This window comes from Collinsella sp. AM10-26 (assembly GCF_003472525.1).
Lineage (GTDB): Bacteria > Actinomycetota > Coriobacteriia > Coriobacteriales > Coriobacteriaceae > Collinsella.
In genome coordinates, this window is the sequence record NZ_QRMC01000011.1 from 1 (window position 1) to 21,425 (window position 21,425).

Sequence of the window (21,425 nt, forward strand, 5' to 3'; positions counted from 1 at the left end):
AGGTAGCCCTCCTGGTCGAAGTGCATGATCTCGATCTTCTCGGTCTCCTTCATTCCCGCTCCTTTCACGAGCAGTTTGAATTGTCACACGGCTCGGACGGGCTTGCCGTCCCGCCGCACCGCCTAACCTTGTGGTCATCTTGGCCCCAAGCTCAACAATTCAAAGGTTCTTAATACCAGTGAACGATTACAGGTTAGCCGTTTTTAATACCGATTTTTCGATTTCATCCTCCTCTCTCGGTAGACGGTCAGTTTTTGCCGCCCATCGGTCAAGCGACATATGGCCATAAAAGACGAGCGCCCTGCCGTACACAAGGACGCTCTGAACACTAATAGTTGTAGGTATATCCGCCGGCATCGCCGCGGGTAAAAGACTTGGCACACTCGATAACCTGTCCACTCGAGTCATAGGTCAGGCATTCCAGCACGAGGGCCAGGTCGCCCGGCTCAAGATCGAGCAAACTCGCATCGCGTGCGCCCAGCGCCTCAATATCGAGCTTCTCAATCGATTTATCTGGCTTTCGGCCCAACATGTCATAGGTCTCATACAGGCTGAAAACCGATATGTCCACGTCTTCGATGCCAGGGAACAGCAGACACGGGATCAGCGTCATCTCGATCGACACGGGTTCACCATCAATGCAGTTAAGACGGCGCACCGAGTAGAGCAGATCGTCCTCGCCGATACCAAACAAGTCGGCATAATACGGGCCGGCATAGCGTTTGGAGCGCGCCAGGATGCGCACCGACGGCGTCGCGCCCGAAGCTAAAACCGACTGACGGAAGCCGCCCTTGCGAGCGTGCTCGTCAAACCACTTGTGCCCCACAAAGGCGCCCTTGCCCTGCACGCGACGAATCTGGCCACTTTTGACCAGCTCATCCATGGCGCTGCGGATGGTCAGGCGCGTCGTGCCAAACTCCTCGGCCAGCTCATTTTCGGACGGAATCATCGAGCCCGTCGGATAGTCACCGCGCTCGATTCGCTCCGCAATGCAGCGGCGAATTTGCTTGTAAACCGGCAAGTCTTCTACTGCCTCAGCCATTCGACACCCACCTTCGTCGCAACGCCGTCTGCCTCACCGTTATCGGCAAATCGATACTTGGTCGGCAGGGTCACGGACTTGCAATACTCGACAAAGCCATCGTTCTCATCGCGCTCGTGCGAAGCCTTATAAAACACCGGGGCGCCCTCCTGGGCATCCAGCAACTTGGCCTCGTCGGCGTTCAGACGGCTGATGGAAATATGCTCCTTGCCGTGCGACACGCGGACATTCCCCTCTTTGAGCAAAACGTCGTAGAGGCTCTCCTGCTCGAAATCGTGATCGGGAAGCGAGGGACACAAAGACAGATTGACGTATGCCGTCTCGATCGACGCCGGGGAACCATTGACCACGCGCACGCGCCGAATGCAGAAGAGCGGCATGCCCAGCTCGATTTGGGCCTTTTGGGCCAGGTCGATATCGGCGTACACGACCTTGGAGCATACCAGGCGTGCGGTTGACTTTGAGCCGACCCTCTCCACCGCCTGCGTATAGTTCCACGTTTCCTGAAAGATGTTCAGCGGCTTGGGCGGGCGCACATAGGTGCCCGAACCGCGGCGGCTTTCCAAGGTTCCGCACGAAATGAGACGCGTGATCGCAGCGCGCAACGCCGTGCGGGACACGCCCAGCTCTTCACAGAGCACGCGCTCGGCGGGCAGCCGGTCGCCACCCTGCAGGTCATAATGTTTGATATACCAAAGAATGCCCTCAAAGGCGCGATCTTTGGGCGGAATCGCATATGGTTCACTCGACATGGGTAAGGCTCCTCGACCGCTTGATGCTGCGGGCATCATTGCTCCGAACGCCCCATGGCGTCGAAGGCTTCTTTGATCTGTTCCGCAACGTTCCGATACGACCGATATAGGCCGCAGTCTCGCTTGACTTCGCCCGCAGTCACAGGAATCTCAAGCTTCGAAATCTCATCCTCGCCGGTTTGCACGGCAACGACGACACCCATACCAAGGCACATGTTACGCTTGGCGGCATTGTTTTTGGTAGCCTGAGCTGGGTTAATCAAAATCTGCTGAGCGAGCTCTCGATTGCTGAGCTGCGGCACATCCTCGGGATTTCCGGTCTCGACAATCTCGCACTGCAGCACATCCGCGTAGTCAAAAATCCTCGGGGTCGCGCCGCGCTGATGCACGGCCCACTTGCGACGCGTGGCATCCTGGTAGATAGCCGGCAAAAACGTAAAGCGCGGCGGGTCCAAAATCGTGTCCGTGATGGTAAACACATCGGGATCAAAGGCATCCTGCGGGTTTTTCTTCTTGAACAGCCCCATATCAGACTCCCGTACTAACACTTAACAACTCGAGCTAAATATAGCACCAATTTCAAGTCGCCGCTTTAGCGCATCGGTGCATGGCATCTATAGCCCGCTCAGCGGGAAATACACAGACGAGACCTGGGGCGGGGTGCTTGGTTTTGAGAAGTGGGCTTCGCGAACTTCCAAAACCAAGCACCCCGCCCCGGCCCCGGCAATGTAATTTTGGCTGACCATAGTTAGGTGCGCGGTCTCCAAGGCAGCAACAGCCAAGTCCCCATTACATTAAAAAATATCAGTCCCCGCAGATCGAAACGGTCGAGAGGGCCGCCTCCGGGCGGGCGCCTTCCTCTGAGAAGTTCGCGAAGCCCACTTCTCAGAGGAAGGCGCCCGCCCGGAGGCGGCCCCAGCGCGAGGCCGTCCCGGATGCTATTCGTTGTCGCCGGCAGTTAGCTGCGTTGCGGAAAGCGCGCCGTCGGCTGCGGTTGCGGCAGCGGCGTCGGGCCAGACCCAGTCGGTAAAGGCCGGGTGATCGAAGCCCTCGTCGCACGCGAACCCAAAGGCCTCGGTGCGGAAGGCCTCCCACTCATCAATCTGCTCTGCAAACTTGTCGGCGTCGACCATGCGCAGCACGTCGGCGGCCAAAGCCCAACGGTCCATGTTGTTCAGGCGCAGCATGTCGAACGGCGTGGTCGTGGATCCCTTCTCCTCGTAGCCGTGGACGCGGAACGCGTCGTGTCCGGGGCGGTTCCAGATCAGGCGGCGAATCGTTCCGGCATAGGCGTGGAACGCGAAGAGCACGGGCTTCTCGCCGCAGCCAAACAGCTCAGCCCAGCGCTCGTCGCTGATGGCTTGGTCGTTCTCGCAGACGTTCTGAATCTTGAGCAGATCGACCACGTTGACGAACCATACCTTAATGCCCAGCTCGCGCAGCATATCGGTTGCAGCCAGAGCCTCGAGCGTCGGCACGTCGCCACACGTGGCGACCACGACGTCGGCCTCGCCGAGCGAGTCGGCGGTCGATGCCCACTCCCAATTTGCGACGCCCTCGGCGAGCTCGGCCTTTGCCTCGTCGACCGTCTGGAAGGTCGGGGCGGGCTGCTTGCCGCAGAAGATGGCGTTGACGCAGTCGGTGGACTGGTAGACGCGCTCGGCCACGGCGAGAGCCATGTTAGCGTCGGCCGGATAGTAAGCGTTCACGATATGCGTGTCGTTGGCCTTGTTGAGCAGCAGGTCGATAAAGCCGGGATCCTGGTGCGAGAAGCCGTTGTGGTCCTGACGCCAAACATGGCTCGACAGCAAAATGTTGAGGCCGCTGATGGGGGCACGCCACGGAATCTCGCGCTTGGTAGCCTCGAGCCACTTGCAGTGCTGGTTGACCATGGAGTCGACCACATGGACAAAGCTCTCGTAGGAGCTCCACACGCCGGAGCGGCCGGTGAGCACATAGGCCTCGAGGAAGCCCTCGCACTGGTGCTCGGACAGCTGCTCGACAACCTTGCCGGAGCCAGCGAGCAGCTCGTCGTTGGCCTCGTCCTCGTAGAAGCCGGCATCCCACTGCTTCTTGGTCACCTTATAAGCGGCCTGCAGGCGGTTGGACGCGGTCTCGTCGGGACCGAAGATGCGGAAGTCGTCCATGTTCTTGGCCAGAACGTCGGCAGTGTACTCACCAAAGACGCGGGCAGCCTCGGTGGAGCCCCAACCATGGCCCTTCTCGGCGACGGGAATCTCGTGGGCGTGGATATCGGGCAGCTCGAGCTCGCGACGCACCTTGCCGCCGTTCGCGTTGGGGTTGGCGCCAATACGCAGCTCGCCGGTCGGCATAAAGGCCGTTACCTCGGGGCGCACCTGGCCCCCGGGCGTAAAGAGCTCCTCGGGCTTGTAGGAGCGCAGCCACTCGCGCAGCACGCGGAAGTGCTCGTGAGTGTCCTTGGCGCTTGCCAGCGGCACCTGATGGGCGCGCCAGGAGTCCTCGGTCTTCTTGCCGTCGATCTGCTTGGGGCAGGTCCAGCCCTTGGGCGTACGGAACACAATCATGGGGTAGGCCGGGCGGACCACGGTCTCGCCCGCGGCAGCCTGGGCCTGCGCGGTGGCCTTGATGTCACAAATCTCGTCAAAGACCTGCTCAAACAGGGCGGCAAAGCGCTCATGGATGCTTGCGTGGCTCTCGTCGTCAAAGCCGGCGATAAAGAAGTGCGGCTTATAGCCCATACCCTCAAAGAACTTGGTGAGCTCTTCGTCGGACACGCGGGCGAGGATGGTGGGGTTGGCGATCTTGTAGCCGTTGAGGTGCAGGATCGGCAGGACGATACCGTCGGTTGCCGGGTTCACGAGCTTGTTGGACTGCCAAGAAGTCGCGAGCGGGCCGGTCTCGGACTCGCCGTCGCCCACCACGGCCACGGCTAGCAGGCTCGGGTTGTCCATGACGGCACCGTAAGCGTGGCTGAGCGTGTAGCCGAGCTCGCCGCCCTCGTGGATGGAGCCGGGCGTCTCGGGCGCAAAGTGGCTCGGGATGCCGCCGGGATAGGAGAACTGGCGGAAGAACTTCTGCAGGCCGGCCTCGTCATTGGTGATGTCGGGGCGGATCTCGCGGTAAGTACCGTCGAGCAGCGACTGGGCGGTGCCGGCGGGGCCACCGTGACCCGGGCCCATCAAGAAAATGGCGTTCTGGTTGTGATCGGCAATAAGGCGGTTGACGTGGCCGAACAGGAAGTTGATGCCAGGCGTGGTGCCCCAGTGACCAACCAGGCGATGCTTGACGTCCGGACGACCGAAGTCGCGCGCCTCGCCAGTCTTATCGTCGACAAAGTCAGCGCGCATCAGCGGGTTGGAGCGAAGGTAGATCTGACCGACGGACAGGTAGTTCGAAGCGCGCCAATACAGATCGACACCCTCGAGCTCGGAAGCCGGCACCTCGTGCCCCAGCTTTTGCCACGGCGTCCCCAGTGTTTTAGCCATTGTTTATGTCCCTTCGCTGCGCGGTCACCCTCCGATACGGCAACCATTCGTTGGGACTAGTATATTTGCTAAAACGTTTTATCATGGTGAAAAAACGTTTTATCATCTCTATCAAACACACCAATTGGCAAAACGCAACATTCACCTGCGGCATTGCCTGTCACAGATGCTCCACATTCGATCTTCTCGAATTGATAAACATGTTTAGTTGTATTTAGTAAGTTCTAGAACGCTGCCCTTCACAATGAGAGCAGGCTCCAGAACCACTTCTTCGGCACGCCTGCCGCCCTTGCCGGCAAGACGTTTGGACATGCAACCAAAGGCATGCTCGGCAAGCACGCCCGGATCCTGCTCGATCGCGGTCAGCGCCGGCTCAAAGAGAACGTCGGCAGCCGAGTTGTCATAGCTCACCACCGAGATATCGCCCGGGATGCTCTTCCCCATCTCGTGCAAGCGCTTGAGCAAACCGAGGGCGATGTTGTCCGAACTTGCGAACACGGCGGTGGCATCGGTTGCGAGCACCGCCTCCGAGGCCTCGTAGGCACTCGGAATGTAGTACTCGCTCTCGAACTCCAAGCGCGCGTCGATGGGCAGGCCAACCTCGCGCAGCGCGCGTTCATAGCCGGCAAGTCGTTTGCGACCCGTATTGGAGCGACGCGCGTTAACCAAGCAGGCAATACGGCGATGGCCTTGCTCGATCAGATAGCGGGTGGCCATATAGCCGCCCATCTCGTGGTCGAACATCACCTTGTCGCACTCGAGCCCCTCAATGGCACGGTCGACCATTACGGCCGGGATGGGCAGGTGGCTGACTTCTTCGCGCAGGGCGCGGTCGTCGGAGAACTCGTCACCTACCACCAGGAAGACGCCATCAACGCCGCGCGTCACCAGCTGGCGCAGCAGCTCCAGATCGTCATCGGCGCTTCCGCCCGAGCTGGTAATAAAAAGCGCGTAGCCGTCCTCGCGGCAGCGCTTTTCCAAGCTGCCGGCGAGCGAGGCGAAAAAGCGGCTCTCGATGTTGGGGACGATAAGGCCCAGGGTGCGCGACTCGCGCATGACCAGGCTGCGCGCGATCTGGTTGGGAACATAGTGATTGCGCGCCGCAACCTCCTTGATGAGTCTGCGGTTTTCTTCCGAGATGCGACAGGGCCGATTATTGAGAACAAGCGAGACCGACGAAGGGGAAAGCCCCACCTCTTGGGCAATCTGCTTGAGGGTGACTTTGTTGGCCATCTCGCTCCTTCCGGGTTTACGCGCAATCTCTTGAAAGTATAGCGACTGCCCCTCTACCTCGATGATAAACACTTTATCAATCCGGTGGACGGCAGTTTTATCGCCGCCAGCGCACCAAATACATCTGGGTGGGGTATATTGCAATCGATTGATGAGAACGACCACCAAAAGGCGGATATTCGTATGCACGAGAACGACTTTTTTAACGAGGACCTGCTGTGCGCGCTCGCTGGCGTTGCCGGCGAGGACAACGTGTTGATGAGCGAGCCCATGCGCGACCACACCACGTTTAAGATCGGCGGCCCGGCCGACGTCTTTGTCACGCCCGACACCGAGCAGGGCCTCGTCGCCACGCTTGATACCTGTTATCGCTGCGACCTGCCCCTCACCATCGTGGGCAACGGCTCCGACCTACTCGTCGGCGACAAGGGCATCCGCGGCGTCGTCGTGGCGTTGGGCGAGGGCCTCTCCGACATTACGGTCAACGGCACGCACGTCACGGCAGCAGCCGGCGCCTTGCTTTCCGATGTCGCCGCGACGGCAGCCGAGGCCGGCCTCACCGGCATGGAGCCCATCTCGGGCATCCCCGGATCGGTCGGCGGCGCCTGTTATATGAACGCCGGCGCCTATGGCGCCTGCATGGCCGATGTGCTGGAGTCTGTGCGCGTCTACAAGCCCGCCCGCATGCTCGACGACGGCACCCGCGGCAGCGGCAACATCATCGAGTTCGATGTCGACGAGCTTAATCTGGGCTATCGCAAGAGCCGCATTGCCGACGACGGCTTCATCGTGCTTTCAGCCACTTTCAATCTCGCCCCGGGCAACGCCGCGATGATCAAGGCCGACATGGACGACTACCGCCAACGTCGCGAGGACAAGCAGCCGCTCGACATGCCGAGCGCCGGCTCCACCTTCAAGCGCCCCGAGGGCTACTTTGCCGGCAAGCTCATCATGGACGCCGGCCTGCGCGGCCACGCTATCGGCGGCGCCCAGGTGAGCGAAAAACACTGCGGCTTCATCGTCAACGCCGATCACGCCACCGCCGCCGACGTCGACGAACTCATCCGCGATATCCAAGCCAAAGTCAAAGACCAATTCGGAGTAGACCTAGAACCCGAAGTCCACCGAGTCGGCGAATTCTTATAGCCCGCTCGTCATAACCCACCTTAATCAATAACGGGACAAGTGATTTAGCTCACTTGTCCCGTTATCTTTTAATTGCGAAGAGCATCGGCCATCCGCAAGATTGAAATCATCGAACGATACGTGAGCTCCATCTTTTCGCCCGCAAGCAGTCGTTTCGAGCTAATCTCATCTAGCCCCACAAGCCGAGAAAACAGCGAGCCGCTCATCGTGCCCTCGTCAATTGACTCCTTTATGGTCTTCAAAACGTCCGCATCATTAAGCGACGCCGAACTGTAAGGGGCAACACGCGCGGAACTCTCAATTAACGAAGAGACAAAAGGATGGAGATGCTTTGGACATAGCTCATCGAACACCACGTCCCCATTGTCATCCGAGCCGACTAGGCGCCAAGTATAATGGTCGACCCAGTCTTCTCCGTCATATATGGTGTCCATGAGCAACCTCCGGCTAAAGGGAGAAACCTATTTGAGCATCGGGGCGCAAGACCGCAATCCATATCGGGCCCGCAGCAGTTCCAACCCAACGCTACACTCGACAGTTGTATATTGCGGCTATTTTAGATCTACGCGAAGGCAGCGAATCCATGCAATTGCCGAAAGAAACGTCCGTATTTACAATATTGAAAGACGAGCGAGGACAGCAGTCCTATTTCGCATTACCAGTCCTCGATGTTTCCATGAATGGAAATCGTCCACTACAACCAGCCCAATATCTGCACCATCGGAGGCCATCATGATCTACGCCATGTCTGATATACACGGTTGCCTGGAAGCTTTCAACGAAGCATTGAAAACGGTGGATTTGAGCGACGGGGACTCCAAGCTCATCTTGCTGGGCGATTATTGCGACCGAGGGCCCGACAGCCTGGGCGTTTTCCGAAAAATCATGGCTTTGCAGCAGTCGTATCCCGAGCAGGTTGTCGCCTTGCGCGGCAACCACGAGGAGATGTTGCTGGAATACTGCGACATGCTTTCCGACCCGGATTTCGTTCGCGGGTGGATTCTGGCCGACACCGAATTGGCGACGGCAAAGAGCTTCCTTGACGCCGATGCCTTCAAGAAGGTTCTTCACATGCTGAAACTGAAGCACTTCGAAGACGCATATCGGTTCACCGTTACACATATGAAAACCGAACATGCGGACGTGCTGTCGTGGATTCGCGCCCTTCCCTACTACTACGAAACGCCCACGCAGGTGTTCGTGCATGCCGGTATCGACGAAGAAGCGGGTGATTTATGGCGAGTAGGTACGCCGGAAGAATTCTTCACCACCATGATGCCCGACTATTTAGGGCAGCACTTCGACTTGGATGTTATTGCCGGACACATCACCACCGAATCCGTTTCGGGCATCCCCGGCTACCAGGGCATTTACCACGATGACTCAAGCCACTACTATATCGACGGCTGCGCGGTGAAAAACGGCCGTGTGCTGGTATTGCGATACAACGAGAGAACCGGCAAATACAGCGGACCAGGGCTCGAATAGGGGCACACAGCAACTTTGAATCGCTTGACGTCCTACTTGCGCACTATAGGTTTGCGGCACATGCGCCAACAACGTTTCAATATCAGCAATGTTAATCAAACCGAGTTTAATAAACAAAATGTCTTTCATTGAAGGACATCTATACTTTATCCGACGGGCACTCACCGAAACTGACCAGGAAAGAGCAAGTAATGCTGCAGCCATGGAACGACTACGAAAAGGCCATAGAGAGCCTTGAGAACGATCCGCGCGAAGAGCTTACGCGAAATGAGGCAACGGCGCTTATGGGCATGTCCACGGGGGCTTTCTCGCGTGAGGTGAAAGACAATCAGATGTTTCTTGCGAAGTGCGAGCCAAGGCTAACGGGGCGCGCCAGCTATTACAGCCGCAAAGATCTGATAGACCACATGAAGCGCCTGCAAAAGGGCGAGGAGCCTGCCCTGCTTCTCTACGAACGCACCGCGCTGAGCGACGATGCATTCCTGGAGAAATACGGCAAGACAAAGAAGCAAGTTTTCAGGAGAGGAAGCTACCTTACCGTTGGAGGATACATTCCGACCGAAGAGGAAGAGAGATTAGACGGGCAATCAAAAAAATAACGAACTGACAGGCCGCAAAAACAACCATAGGGGAACGGATCCATCCCGTTCCCCTTTTATAATGGCTGACGATTTTCGTCATTTAGAATTTACTCTTGTTATCAGACCTATTTAGAGTTATTATCACTTTGGTTCTGGACATCAAGAATCTATTCCGAAAGAAAGGAATTGGAATGAAGATAATAAATCCTGACACGCTGCAGAGATATCTCTACGATTTAGAAGGAGCGTATTACTACAAAGATGGACGAAAATACGCACAGTCAGTACATGGCGGCAGCCATTCGAGGCTCGATAAGGCTAGAGAGCAAGCACAGTTGCAACCGACCCCCGTCGAAAAGGTAGTCGACTTGATCGTTATGTTTCTTGGAAGGGTCGGCATCAAGACCGAACCGTTGGAGATCCCTTCAAGCAGAATAAGAGATATCGATTACAGAACAATCGCGGCGAAGTACCAGCTCAAAGACGCGCGCGACCTCGTTTGGATCAAGATCGCCAGTAACGATGCAGTTGGCGTGGTCGCGACTTCCGCCGACATTAATTTGCAACTTCCCAGCCATCCGGCCGATTATAGCAAACGCGGCTCAAATGGGTGGGTCTACAACACAGCAGGAATCATCGTCCATAAGTTAGGGCTGAGCTGGCTCCCCTTTGTCATCGTTTTTCCGTTACCGCACATACCCGAAGGCTATACACGGCATGACATCGAGCACGCCGTTGGGAACTATCTGATTGAAAAGCATGTACCAATCCTCGACTACTACTCGCACTGCTACTAATGCCTCAATCCAAGTAGAGCATGCCATTACCCATACGCAAGAAATCATCCAAAGGAGACCACATAACCGCCCTGTTGAACGCCGCATTAGAGCTCGCACGACAACAAGCACAGAGCCCTTTCTATCGTCTGGAAGAAGAGCCGACCTGTTCGGCCGACTTCACCCTCCACATCAAAGCTGACTGGGTAAGGCTTATCGAGGAGGTTCGCGTTATGGAACAAGGGGTCTTCGCGACTACTTTCGCCATGACGCCAATCATAGAAACCCCCGAGGCATACGCCGAGCTCGTCTCCCTAACGACAACATTAAATGACATGGAGGAAGATGTGCTCGGGTTCTTTCGAGTCAATTTCGCCAATCTGGAATACCGACTTTATTGTCCAGCTCCGCTCATAAAGGCGGATCCAAAATTGGCTCAAAAATATATGTTCGAGGAAGGTGTCCGGCGATGGGCCCTCTTAGCGGTGCCGATCCTCAATGCTGCAAGTGGCCGCTGGAGCAAGAAGAAGGCCGAGGGCTACGTGAGGGAAGTTTATTGGAATGGAACCCCCCAAATATGATGGAGTGCCGACCGCGCATTAAATGGTGCGAGAAAATACGACAGAAGGCCCCGAAAGGGGCCTTTACTTACTTTAATTCAGATAACCAATCCGGTGCATAACGCATTGAACCCGAGAGGGCCGGCACAGTCCGAGAGGCATAAGGTTGATCGCGAGTTCCGTACGAGCCGGAGAGCACTTAATGTGCCCTCCGTGCGAGCAAGACTGTCCGAGCAGGCAACCTTATGCCTCTCGGACTGTGCCGGCCCAACCTGCGTTACGACAGCACCACGCCGCCAAGCCAGCCCCAGCGCACGCCAGAGCCCGTGCCATAGAACGAAATAAACGAATCGAGCGACTTCGACGTAATGGGACCCTCGTTACTCATAACGATGCCACCGCCGATATAGATGCCCACGTGGCCATACAGCAGACCCGGTGCACCGGTACCGCTATGCGAGGAGTCGGCCACGATCATGCCCACCTGCAGCGCCGAGCGGTCGGAGCTATAGCACCAGGCGTTAAACATATCGCACGCGTTACCGCCAAAGTAGCCAACGCCGGCGTTGCGGAAGACGTTGGTAACCCACGCTGCGCACCAGTTCTGACCCGGGGAAGGCGTGGAGTAGCACGCGTTGACGACGGCCTGCTGCTTGCCCGATCCGGCATTCTGCTGCGGAGTTCCGGGAGCATACGATCCGCCACCCGAGCTCGAACCGCCCGAGTAGGAATTGTTCTTGTTCGCGGCGGCGGCAGCGGCGGCGGCCTTCCTGGCAGCCTCCTCGGCCTGGGCGGCAGCGAGGATCTCGGAATCGCGCTGAGCCATGAGCTCCTTGACGTCGTCGGAAAGACCGTTCAGCACGGTCTGGACTTCTTGCTGCTTGGCCTGCATATCCTGCATCTGAGCCGTCTGCTGGTCCTTGAGCTTCTCCAAGTCGGCCTTTTGTGCTTCGAGCTCGGTCTTCTGTGCGTCGAGCTCAGCCTGAATCGTCTGGATATCCTCGATGGCATCGCGGTCGCTCTTGTTAATCTTCTCAACGTAATGCGCGTTGGCGACGAGTTCCTCAAACGAGCCTGAGGCCAGCAGCAGCGACAGGATGTTCGTGCCGCCGGACTTGTAGCTGGCGGCCACGCGATCGGAAAGATCGCCGCGTTTCTTTTTGAGCTCGGCCTTCTTCTCGTCAATCTGCGCCTGCGTGCTGTCAATCTGGCCCTGTACGCCCTCGATATCGTTGAGGGTCTGGGCGTTCTTGTTGGCCAGCGCCGCGTATTCATTTGCGATGCTGTCGAGCTGGGCCTGAACCTCGTCGAGCTGGGCCTGGGCGGCATTCAGTTTATCGGTGGTTTCTTTGGAAGCCTCCGCCGCATGGGCGCGAGTGGGCAAGCCAAAAAGAACTGCCGCAGAAGCGGCGCCGAACAGGGCCTTGAGGGCGGTACGGCGCGAGAGCTCCTGGGAAAGGATGGAATCGCTGTTTGGTGACATATGTACTCCGTTACATGCTTATTTATATGTCGCTCAACTCATACATATTAGCGTACATATGGCGCGTCCCAACGATTTCCACGAACGGCAGGAAACTGCAAGGTCGACGGCTCGTAAGCAAATGCCAAAGATCAGGTTATGCGTACGCAAGCTCTTGTATGAGTACGTTAACATAATCCTCTGCTTTTCCTGCCGCGTACGTTTTTGGAACAACTGTCTGCGCTATACTCCCCTGAAGAAGTGTTCCTGATTCGATAGGAGACTACATGTCCAAAGCACTCGACCCCAAAGACACCTGCGTCCTCGTTACCGGTGGCGCCGGCTTTATCGGCTCGCACACCGTCGTTCAGCTGCTCGAGGGTGGCTACCAGGTCGTCATCGTCGATGATCTCTCCAACTCCAGCGCCGTCGCCGTCGACCGCGTCAAGACCATCGTGGGCGACGAGGCCGCCAAGAACCTCACCTTCTACGAGGCCAACGTGCTCGACCGCGATGCGATGAACAAGATCTTCGATACCCATCAGATTGACCGCGTCATCCACTTTGCCGGCTTTAAGGCCGTCGGCGAGTCGGTGAGCAAGCCCGTTGAGTACTACCACAACAACATCGAGAACACCCTGGTGCTCATCGACGTCATGCGCAACCATGGCTGCAAGTCCATCATCTTCTCGAGCTCCTCGACCGTCTACGGCGACCCGGACAACCCGCCCGTCACCGAGGAGGATCCTAAGAAGCCCGCGACCAACCCCTATGGTTGGACTAAGTGGATGATCGAGCAGATCCTTATGGACGTCCACACCGCCGACCCCGAGTGGGACGTCGTGCTGCTCCGTTACTTCAACCCCATCGGCGCTCATCCGTCGGGCCTGATCGGCGAGGACCCCAAGGGCATCCCCAACAACCTGGTGCCCTATGTCGCCCAGGTCGCCGTGGGCAAGCTCGAGGCCGTTCAGGTCTTCGGCAACGACTACCCCACCCCCGACGGCACCGGCGTGCGCGACTACATCCACGTGTGCGATCTGGCCTCTGGTCACGTTGCCGCCCTTAACTGGATGAACGGCAAGACCGGCGTCGAGATCTTTAACCTGGGCACCGGCACCGGCACCTCGGTACTCGAGGTCGTCGCCGCCTTCTCCAAGGCCTGCGGCAAGGAACTGCCCTATGTGATCCGCGAGCGCCGTGCCGGTGACATCGCCGCCAACTGGTGCGATGCCTCCAAGGCCGAGCGCATGATGGGTTGGAAGGCCCAATACGACATCGCGGATATGTGCCGCGACAGCTGGAACTGGCAGAGCCACAACCCCAACGGCTTCGCCGACGCCGAGTAGCAAAAACCTACATACCGCTCTTGCCCCGATTTCACGTTGTGAGGTCGGGGCTTTTTTCATGGCATATAGCCATTCGCCGAAAATCGACCAACTTTTTTATCTTGCCTATACATGTTTAAACAACATGTTTTACAATAGGCATATCGAATCAGAACACCGGAGGCGGACTGCACACCCATTGGCAGGCCGACCCCACAACAAGAAGGTTGGTGAGCGCATTCATGGAGCGTGCAAGCGGCGTCCTCATGCCCGTCTCATCTCTGCCCGGACCATACGGAATCGGCGGCTTTGGCTGGAATGCCTACGACTTCGTCGATTTTCTCGCCTCGTGCAAACAACATTACTGGCAGATTCTGCCCCTTACGACGACCAGCTATGGCGATTCGCCCTATCAGTCGTTCTCGGCCCGCGCGGGCAACCCCAACTTCATCGACTTTGCCGAACTTATCGAGGCAGGGTATCTTGAGCAGCGCGATATCGATGGCGTGTATCTGGGATCCGACCCCAGCAATGTCGACTACGGTGCTATCTTTGGCGGCCGCCGTCAGATTCTCGACCGCGCCGCCGAGCGCTTTGCCGCCGATAAGCCGGCAGATTTCGATGACTTTATCCAGGCCAACGAGGACTGGCTCATCCCCTACTGTGAGTTCATGACCGTCAAAGAGGAGTGCGGTCTCAAGGCGTTTTGGGAGTGGCCCGCGGAGCTCCGCACCCGCGGCGAGTCTTCCGCCAAGGTCTGCGCCGACCATCCGGCGCGCATGCTCTACCACCAGATGACGCAGTACTTCTTCAATCGCCAGTGGAGCCGCCTCAAGGCCTATGCCAACGAGCGCGACATTCTCATCATCGGCGACCTGCCCATTTATGTCTCGCGCGACTCCGTCGAGATGTGGGCGACACCTGAGCTCTTTAAGATCGACGCCGCCGGCAATCCCGTGAGCGTCGCCGGCACGCCGCCCGACCAGTTCTCGGCCACCGGCCAGTACTGGGGCAACCCCATCTACGACTGGGACGCCATGGAGTCCGACGGCTTCTCCTGGTGGGAGGGCCGCATTCGCGCTGCCCTCGACATGTACGACGTCATCCGCCTGGATCACTTCCGCGGCTTCGAGGCCTATTGGGAGGTGCCGTTCTCCTCGCCCGATTCGTCCCACGGTTCGTGGACGCAGGGTCCCGGCCTCAAGCTCTTCAAAGCGCTCGAGGAAAAGCTCGGCACGCTGCCCATCATCGCCGAGGACTTGGGCTTCCTCACTCCCGGTGTCATCGACATGCGCGACAACTCGGGCTTCCCTGGCATGAAGATCCTGCAGTTTGCCTTTGAGGGCACCAACTCGTACTACCTGCCGCACAACTACATTGCCAACACCGTCGCCTACGTGGGCACCCACGACAACGAAACGGCACGTGGTTGGTTTGAGGGAACGGCCACCCCGCGTCAGCGCGAGCAGGCAGCCCTGTACGCCCATCAGCAGGCCGGCGAACCCATGGCAGATGCACTCAATCGCACCATCGCCGCCAGCGTAAGCGACACGTGCATCTACACCATGCAGGACCTGCTCAACTTGGGCAATGAGGCGCGCATCAACACCCCTGCCACGCTGGGCGGCAACTGGACTTGGCGCATGCTCGACGGCGCCATCACCCGCGAGCTCGAGCACAAACTCACCGACTGGACCGAAACCTACTTCCGCATCCCGTCGGAAGCTGAAATCGAGCTTCCTCAATAGGAGCTACCGCGCCCGACCCCTCCCCACCGTGCGGACGCGCTTGCTTTTCCCGCGCGAGGCCACCCCAATCCCCTCGCGCGGGCTTCTTATGAATTGCAGACATGAAACAACCCATCACAGGAGGAAACATGCCCCAAATAAACCTCATGGAACTCGCCGAGCAGTCTTTTGGCGCCTCGCTCGAGCAGCTCGACGACCGTCGCATTTACAAGCTGCTGGTCAAGCTCGTGCAGGAGCGCTCTTCCGCCTGCCCGCTCAACAATGGCAAGAAAAAGCTCTACTACATCTCTGCCGAGTTTTTGATTGGCAAGCTGCTCATCAACAACATGATCGACCTCGGCATCTACGACGAGGTTAAGGACCAGCTCACCGCCGCAGGCCACGACCTCAACAAAATCGAAGAGTTTGAGGTTGAGCCGTCGCTCGGCAACGGTGGCTTGGGCCGTCTGGCCGCATGCTTCCTGGATTCCATCGCCACGCTGGGCTTGACCGGCGACGGCGTGGGCCTCAACTACCATTACGGCCTGTTCCGCCAGCGCTTTGTCGACAAGCAGCAGAAGGCCGTCCCCGATGAGTGGCTTGGCGAGCAGGACATCCTGGTCGATGACGACCGCTCCTACACCGTTGAGTTTGGCGATTTTGCCGTTACCTCCAAGCTCGTCAACATCGATGTGCCTGGTTACGGCCAGCCCACCAAGAACCGCCTGCGCCTGTTTGACCTGGCAAGTGTCGACGATGGCCTGGTCCCCGGCAGCTCCATCGACTTCGATAAGACCGAGATCGCCAAGAACCTCACCCTGTTCCTCTACCCCGACGATTCCGACGAGCAGGGCCGCCTACTTCGCATCTACCAGGAATACTTCATGGTGAGCAACGCCGCCCAGCTCCTGATCGACGAGGCTGTCGAGCGCGGCAGCAACCTGCACGATCTAGCCGACTACGCCGTGGTCCAGATCAACGATACGCATCCCACCATGGTCATTCCCGAGCTCATCCGCCTACTCACCACCGAGCATGGCATCGAGTTTGACGAGGCCGTGACCATCGTACGCTCCATGGTCGCCTACACTAACCACACGATTCTTGCCGAGGCCCTCGAGAAGTGGCCGCTCGCCAGCCTGCAGAAGGTCTCCCCTGCCATCGCCGACATTATCGTCAAGCTCGATGAGATTGCGAAGGCCGAGCACGATGACCCGCGCGTCGCCATCATCGACGAATACAACACCGTTCACATGGCCCACATGGACATCCACTTTGGCTTCTCCATCAACGGCGTAGCCGCCCTCCACACCAAGATACTTGAGGACACCGAGCTTCATCCGTTCTACGAGATCTATCCCGAGAAGTTCTCCAACAAGACCAACGGCATCACCTTCCGCCGCTGGATCCATGGTGCCAACCCCGCGCTCGCCAGCCTGCTCGACGATGTGATCGGCACCGATTGGCGCAGCACCGGCGATCTGAGCAAGCTCGCCGAATTCGCCGACGACAAGGACGTTCTTGAGCGCCTGGCTGCCACCAAAGTCGAGGCCAAGAGCATCATGCGCCAGTTCATGGCGCTCGAGCAGGGCGTGACCATTCCCCCCAACGCCATCATCGATGTTCAGGTCAAGCGCATCCACGAGTACAAGCGCCAGCAGATGCTCGCGCTCTACATCATCTGGAAGTATCTCGACATCAAGAACGGCAACAAGCCCGCTCACCCCGTCACCATCATCTTTGGCGGCAAGGCGGCACCTGCCTACACCATCGCCCAGGACATCATTCACCTGATCCTGACGCTGTCGCAGTGGATTGCAAACGACCCCGACGTGGCTCCCTACCTGCAGGTTGTCATGATCGAGAACTATAACGTCACCGCCGCCGAGCGCGTGATCCCCGCCGCTGACATCTCCGAGCAGATCAGCCTGGCCTCCAAGGAGGCAAGCGGCACCTCCAACATGAAGTTCATGCTCAACGGCGCCCTAACCCTGTGCACGCTCGACGGTGCCAACGTGGAGATTGCCGAGCTCGTGGGCGACGAGAACATCTACACCTTTGGCGCCTCGTCCAAGCAGGTCGAGCAGCTCTACGCCGACGGCACCTACGATGCCGGCGTGCTCTACCGCAAGCCCGGCACCAAACTGCTGGTGGACTTCATCACCAACCCCGCCTTTATGGCGACCGGCAACGCGGAGCGCCTGCAGCGTCTGCACGACGACATCAAGGGCAAGGACTGGTTTATGGCCCTGCTCGACATTGAGGAGTACATCCAGACCAAGGAGCGCGTGCTGGCCGACTACGAGGACCAGGACGCTTGGATGCGCAAGGCGCTCATCAATATCGCCAACGCCGGCACCTTCTCGTCCGACCGTACGATCTCCCAGTACAACGACGAGATCTGGCACCTGAGCTAGCTCATTCCCCTTACCCATCCTCTTGAGAAACGGAGTCGTGGCAACACGGCTCCGTTTTTTGTGCCCGCACGTTACCCTGTGACCCGACTCTGCCAAACAATCTCGATCTGTAACAACTAGCCAGCAGAATTGGCACCGCCCGTTACAGAACGAGACAATCAAAACCGTCCATCTGAGTTCATCTCAATCTGTAACATCTGGCACCTAAAATTGCTTCTTCCTGTTACAGATCGAGACAAACGGAATCGTCCCGCAGCAATATCTCAATCTGTAACATCTAACGTCCGAAATCGGCCCCACCTGTTACAGATCGAGACAAACGACCGGCCAGACAGCCCCAACACAAAGAAAGGCTCCCCTCTCGCCCAGTGGACGGGAGGGAAGCCTTATATGTGACCGCGGCAAAAGGATGGCAATACCGCAGTCGCCCAAAGGGAGGGTCTGGATGCACCGGGCCTAGATAAGGTTCTTGCCAGAGACCTTATCGAAGAGGTGGGTCGCGTTCTTCTCGAACTTGAACCAGATGGGGTCGCCCGCCTTGAGCGCGCCCTTGGCCTCGAGGTCGACGACGGGGATAATCAGGACAAACTGGCCGTCGGGAGCGGTCACGTGGACATGCTCGGTCGAGCCCATGAGCTCGGTCACCTCGACGGTACCCTGGAGCGCGCCCTCCTCGCCCTTGTCGGCAAGCAGGATCTGCTCGGGACGCACGCCGGCCGTAATCTCCTTCACATCGCCGCCGTCCCAGTTGAGAGCAAGCTGAGCGCAGGTCTCGGGGGCGAGCGCCACGTTCATATCCTCGGTCTTGACGGTGAAGCCGTTGCCCGAGCGCACCAGCTGGGCATCGAAGAAGTTCATCTGCGGCACGCCGATGAAGCCGGCGACGAAAATGTTCGCGGGGTGGTTGAAGACCTCTTGCGGCGTGGCGGTCTGCTGGACGACGCCGTCCTTCATGACCACGATGCGGTCGCCGAGGGTCATGGCCTCGGTCTGGTCGTGGGTAACGTAGATGAACGTACCCTTGATCTCGTGGCGCAGCTTAATGAGCTCGGCACGCATCTGGTTACGCAGCTTGGCGTCCAGGTTGGACAGCGGCTCGTCCATCAGGAAGACCTTGGGGTCACGCACGATGGCGCGGCCGATGGCGACGCGCTGACGCTGACCGCCCGAAAGCGCCTTGGGCTTACGGTCGAGGTACTCGGTAATACCCAGGATCTCGGCAGCGGAGCGGACCTTGCGGTCGATCTCGTCCTTGGGGACTTTCTTGAGCTCAAGCGTAAACGCCATGTTCTCGTACACCGTCATGTTGGGGTACAGAGCGTAGCTCTGGAACACCATGGCGATGTCGCGGTCCTTGGGAGCGACGTCGTTGACGCGCTTGCCGTCGATGAGCACGTCACCCGAGGTGATGTCCTCCAGGCCGGCGACCATGCGCATCGTCGTGGACTTACCGCAGCCAGAGGGGCCAACGAGGACGATGAACTCCTGGTCGTGAACAGTGAGGTTAAAGTCCTCTACAGCGAGCACACCGTCCTCGGTAACCTTGAGGTTGTGCTTCTTCCCCTCGGTCTTCTTCTTTTTGCCAAAGAAGCCCTTCTTTTTTGACTCGTTGTTGGGATACACCTTCTGAACATGTTTGAGAACGATCTCGGCCATGTCTTTACCTTTCGATACGCGGCGCCGCGATGAGGGGCGCCGCCAAAACTTGCAAAACAGTTACGGCATCAGCCCTTGACGGCACCTGCCACCACACCGTCGATGATGTACTTCTGGCAGAAGATGTACATGATGACGATGGGGACGACGACCATCATGATGCAGGCCATCATGGGGCCAAGCTCGACATGGCCATAGCCGCCACGGAAGTACTGGATCAAGATAGGAATGGTCTTGTACTTGGTGGAGTCGAGCGTAAGGTAGGGCAGCAGGTAGTCGTTCCAGACCCACATGGTCTCGAGGATGCCGACCGAAAGATAGGTGGGCTTCATGATGGGAAGAACGATCTTAAAGAACACCTGGACCGGGTTGCAGCCGTCGATCATGGCCGCTTCCTCAATCTCGAGCGGGATGTTCTTGACAAAGCCGGCGAACATAAAGACCGCCAGGCCCGCACCAAAGCCCAGATAGATGAAGCAGATGTTAAACGGCGTGTTAAAGCCGATGCGGTCCGCGAGGTTGGACAGCGTGAACATGAGCATCTGGAAGGGCACGACCATCGAGAAGACGAACAGGTAATAGAAGAAGTTCGAGATCTTGCTGTTGACGCGCACCACGTACCAAGCGCACATGGAGCAGCACACCAAGATCAGCACGACCGACGTGACCGTGATGATGAGCGAATACATAAATGCCGAGGCAAAGCCCTGCTCGTTCAGGGCGTGCACGTAGTTTGCAAGGCCGTTAAACGTCTCGGGCGTGAGCAGATCGAACGCCGTGGTGGTGCTGATTGCGGTCGCTTTCTTAAAGGAATTGAGCGCAATCATGAACACGGGGTAGATCCATGCGAGCGACAGGATCGTAAAGAAGATCGAGAGCGCGCGGTTGATAGCCTTATCGCGTTTCATTACTGCTGCACCTCCTTGGACCTCGTGGCCTTAAGCTGGATCATAGAAATAGCGACAACCAGGATGCAGAAGATAACTGCCTTGGCCTGACCGATGCCCTGCCATGCGATGCCAGCACGCGAATAGAACGTGTTGTAGATGTTCAGGGCGAGCATCTCGGTGGAGTGCGCCGGGGCGCCACCGGTAAGGGCGAGGTTCTGGTCGAACAGCTTAAAGCCGTTGGTGATGGACAGGAACAGGCAGATGGTGATGGTCGGCATCAGGTTGGGGATCTTAACCTTCCAAAACGTCTGCCATGCCGTAGCGCCATCGACCTTGGCGGCCTCGATGTAGTCAGACGGGATGGACTGCAGACCGGCGATGTAGATGATCATCATGTAGCCGACCTGTTGCCACAGGGTCAGGATGATAAGGCCCCAGAAGCCAGCGGCGGAGTTGAGGGCGATAAGCTGGGCACCCACGTTGGAGAGCAGGCAGTTGATCAGAATCTGCCAAATGTAACCCAGCACAATGCCGCCGATCAGGTTAGGCATAAAGAAAATCGTACGGAAGATGTTGGTGCCCTTGAGCGCCTTGCGGGTGAGCGCCTGCGCAATGGCCAGCGCGATCACGTTGATGAGCACCGTCGACAGGAAGGCAAACGCCACGGTAAAGAAGAACGACGTGGAGAACTGCGGGTCGGTCAGTGCGCGCACGTAGTTCTCGATACCGACAAAGTGCGCGTTATTGATGGTAATAAACTGGCAGAACGAGAGATAGAAACCCTGGATAAAGGGAATCACGAACCCGATCATAAACGCCAGGCACGTGGGCAGCATAAAGAGCGGCCACCAGCGCTTGAGTGCTTTGCCCATAGAAGGGTCCTTTCAATATGCAGGGGGC

18 protein-coding genes are annotated in these 21,425 nt (G+C 58.0%); 8 read left to right on the top strand and 10 right to left on the bottom strand.

Annotation, left to right across the window (positions count from 1 at the left end):
• Positions 1–328: 328 nt before the first annotated feature.
• The 5 genes from DW123_RS08980 to DW123_RS09000 form a co-directional block, all read right to left on the bottom strand.
• Positions 329–1,042 carry a GntR family transcriptional regulator gene (locus tag DW123_RS08980; protein ID WP_055252186.1) on the bottom strand — a complete coding sequence of 238 codons (714 nt, stop codon included), beginning with the start codon at positions 1,040–1,042 and terminating at the stop codon, positions 329–331.
• Positions 1,027–1,794 carry a GntR family transcriptional regulator gene (locus tag DW123_RS08985; protein ID WP_118273753.1) on the bottom strand — a complete coding sequence of 256 codons (768 nt, stop codon included), beginning with the start codon at positions 1,792–1,794 and terminating at the stop codon, positions 1,027–1,029. The genes DW123_RS08980 and DW123_RS08985 overlap by 16 nt, the downstream gene beginning before the upstream one ends.
• A 35-nt stretch (positions 1,795–1,829) precedes the next feature.
• Positions 1,830–2,321, bottom strand: coding sequence for a hypothetical protein (locus DW123_RS08990; RefSeq protein WP_117636071.1), 492 nt, complete (start codon positions 2,319–2,321; stop codon positions 1,830–1,832).
• 411 nt (positions 2,322–2,732) lie between these two features.
• Positions 2,733–5,261, bottom strand: a complete 2,529-nt coding sequence (locus tag DW123_RS08995) for a phosphoketolase (protein WP_118273702.1) — start codon at positions 5,259–5,261, stop codon at positions 2,733–2,735.
• A gap of 204 nt (positions 5,262–5,465) precedes the next feature.
• The gene (locus tag DW123_RS09000; RefSeq protein ID WP_118273703.1) at positions 5,466–6,494 is read right to left on the bottom strand and encodes a LacI family DNA-binding transcriptional regulator; all 1,029 of its coding nucleotides are present in this window, start codon (positions 6,492–6,494) and stop codon (positions 5,466–5,468) included.
• A gap of 183 nt (positions 6,495–6,677) precedes the next feature.
• On the opposite strand from DW123_RS09000, the gene murB reads away from it, so the two are divergent.
• Positions 6,678–7,640, top strand: a complete 963-nt coding sequence (gene murB / locus DW123_RS09005; RefSeq protein WP_118273704.1) for a UDP-N-acetylmuramate dehydrogenase — start codon at positions 6,678–6,680, stop codon at positions 7,638–7,640.
• 68 nt (positions 7,641–7,708) lie between these two features.
• Here the strand turns inward: murB and DW123_RS09010 are convergent, their stop codons facing one another.
• The gene (locus DW123_RS09010; protein ID WP_147351612.1) at positions 7,709–8,074 is read right to left on the bottom strand and encodes a hypothetical protein; all 366 of its coding nucleotides are present in this window, start codon (positions 8,072–8,074) and stop codon (positions 7,709–7,711) included.
• 298 nt (positions 8,075–8,372) lie between these two features.
• Between DW123_RS09010 and DW123_RS09015 the strand changes: the two genes are divergently transcribed.
• The 4 genes from DW123_RS09015 (at position 8,373) to DW123_RS09030 (ending at position 11,066) form a co-directional block, all read left to right on the top strand.
• On the top strand, positions 8,373–9,128 hold the full coding sequence (locus DW123_RS09015; RefSeq protein ID WP_158570751.1) for a metallophosphoesterase family protein: 756 nt from the start codon (positions 8,373–8,375) through the stop codon (positions 9,126–9,128).
• A 191-nt stretch (positions 9,129–9,319) separates the two neighbouring features.
• The gene (locus DW123_RS09020; RefSeq protein ID WP_118273707.1) at positions 9,320–9,727 is read left to right on the top strand and encodes a hypothetical protein; all 408 of its coding nucleotides are present in this window, start codon (positions 9,320–9,322) and stop codon (positions 9,725–9,727) included.
• Positions 9,728–9,900: 173 nt separating this feature from the next.
• Positions 9,901–10,506: a hypothetical protein gene (locus DW123_RS09025; RefSeq protein ID WP_118273708.1), complete on the top strand. Its 606-nt coding sequence runs from the start codon at positions 9,901–9,903 to the stop codon at positions 10,504–10,506.
• A gap of 20 nt (positions 10,507–10,526) precedes the next feature.
• Positions 10,527–11,066, top strand: a complete 540-nt coding sequence (locus DW123_RS09030) for a hypothetical protein (RefSeq protein WP_147351611.1) — start codon at positions 10,527–10,529, stop codon at positions 11,064–11,066.
• 256 nt (positions 11,067–11,322) lie between these two features.
• Here the strand turns inward: DW123_RS09030 and DW123_RS09035 are convergent, their stop codons facing one another.
• A complete protein-coding gene (locus DW123_RS09035; RefSeq protein WP_118273710.1) occupies positions 11,323–12,528 on the bottom strand; it encodes a hypothetical protein in 1,206 nt (401 codons plus the stop codon).
• Between the two features lie 266 nt (positions 12,529–12,794).
• Here DW123_RS09035 and galE point away from each other — a divergent pair, with 266 nt between their 5' ends.
• The 3 genes from galE (at position 12,795) to glgP (ending at position 17,979) form a co-directional block, all read left to right on the top strand.
• The gene (gene galE / locus DW123_RS09040; protein WP_006235870.1) at positions 12,795–13,856 is read left to right on the top strand and encodes a UDP-glucose 4-epimerase GalE; all 1,062 of its coding nucleotides are present in this window, start codon (positions 12,795–12,797) and stop codon (positions 13,854–13,856) included.
• Between the two features lie 209 nt (positions 13,857–14,065).
• Positions 14,066–15,583 (top strand): 4-alpha-glucanotransferase, encoded by a 1,518-nt coding sequence (gene malQ, locus DW123_RS09045; RefSeq protein ID WP_233540184.1) that lies wholly within the window; start codon positions 14,066–14,068, stop codon positions 15,581–15,583.
• A gap of 128 nt (positions 15,584–15,711) precedes the next feature.
• On the top strand, positions 15,712–17,979 hold the full coding sequence (glgP, locus tag DW123_RS09050; protein WP_233540183.1) for a glycogen/starch/alpha-glucan family phosphorylase: 2,268 nt from the start codon (positions 15,712–15,714) through the stop codon (positions 17,977–17,979).
• 456 nt (positions 17,980–18,435) lie between these two features.
• Here the strand turns inward: glgP and DW123_RS09055 are convergent, their stop codons facing one another.
• From DW123_RS09055 to DW123_RS09065, 3 genes are all read right to left on the bottom strand, one after another.
• Complete coding sequence (locus DW123_RS09055; RefSeq protein WP_118273713.1) at positions 18,436–19,635, bottom strand: ABC transporter ATP-binding protein; 1,200 nt, start codon at positions 19,633–19,635, stop codon at positions 18,436–18,438.
• A 68-nt stretch (positions 19,636–19,703) separates the two neighbouring features.
• Complete coding sequence (locus DW123_RS09060; RefSeq protein WP_055252175.1) at positions 19,704–20,543, bottom strand: carbohydrate ABC transporter permease; 840 nt, start codon at positions 20,541–20,543, stop codon at positions 19,704–19,706.
• Positions 20,543–21,397, bottom strand: a complete 855-nt coding sequence (locus DW123_RS09065) for a carbohydrate ABC transporter permease (RefSeq protein ID WP_099432301.1) — start codon at positions 21,395–21,397, stop codon at positions 20,543–20,545. Before DW123_RS09065 ends, DW123_RS09060 begins: the two co-directional genes overlap by 1 nt.
• Positions 21,398–21,425 lie beyond the last annotated feature (28 nt).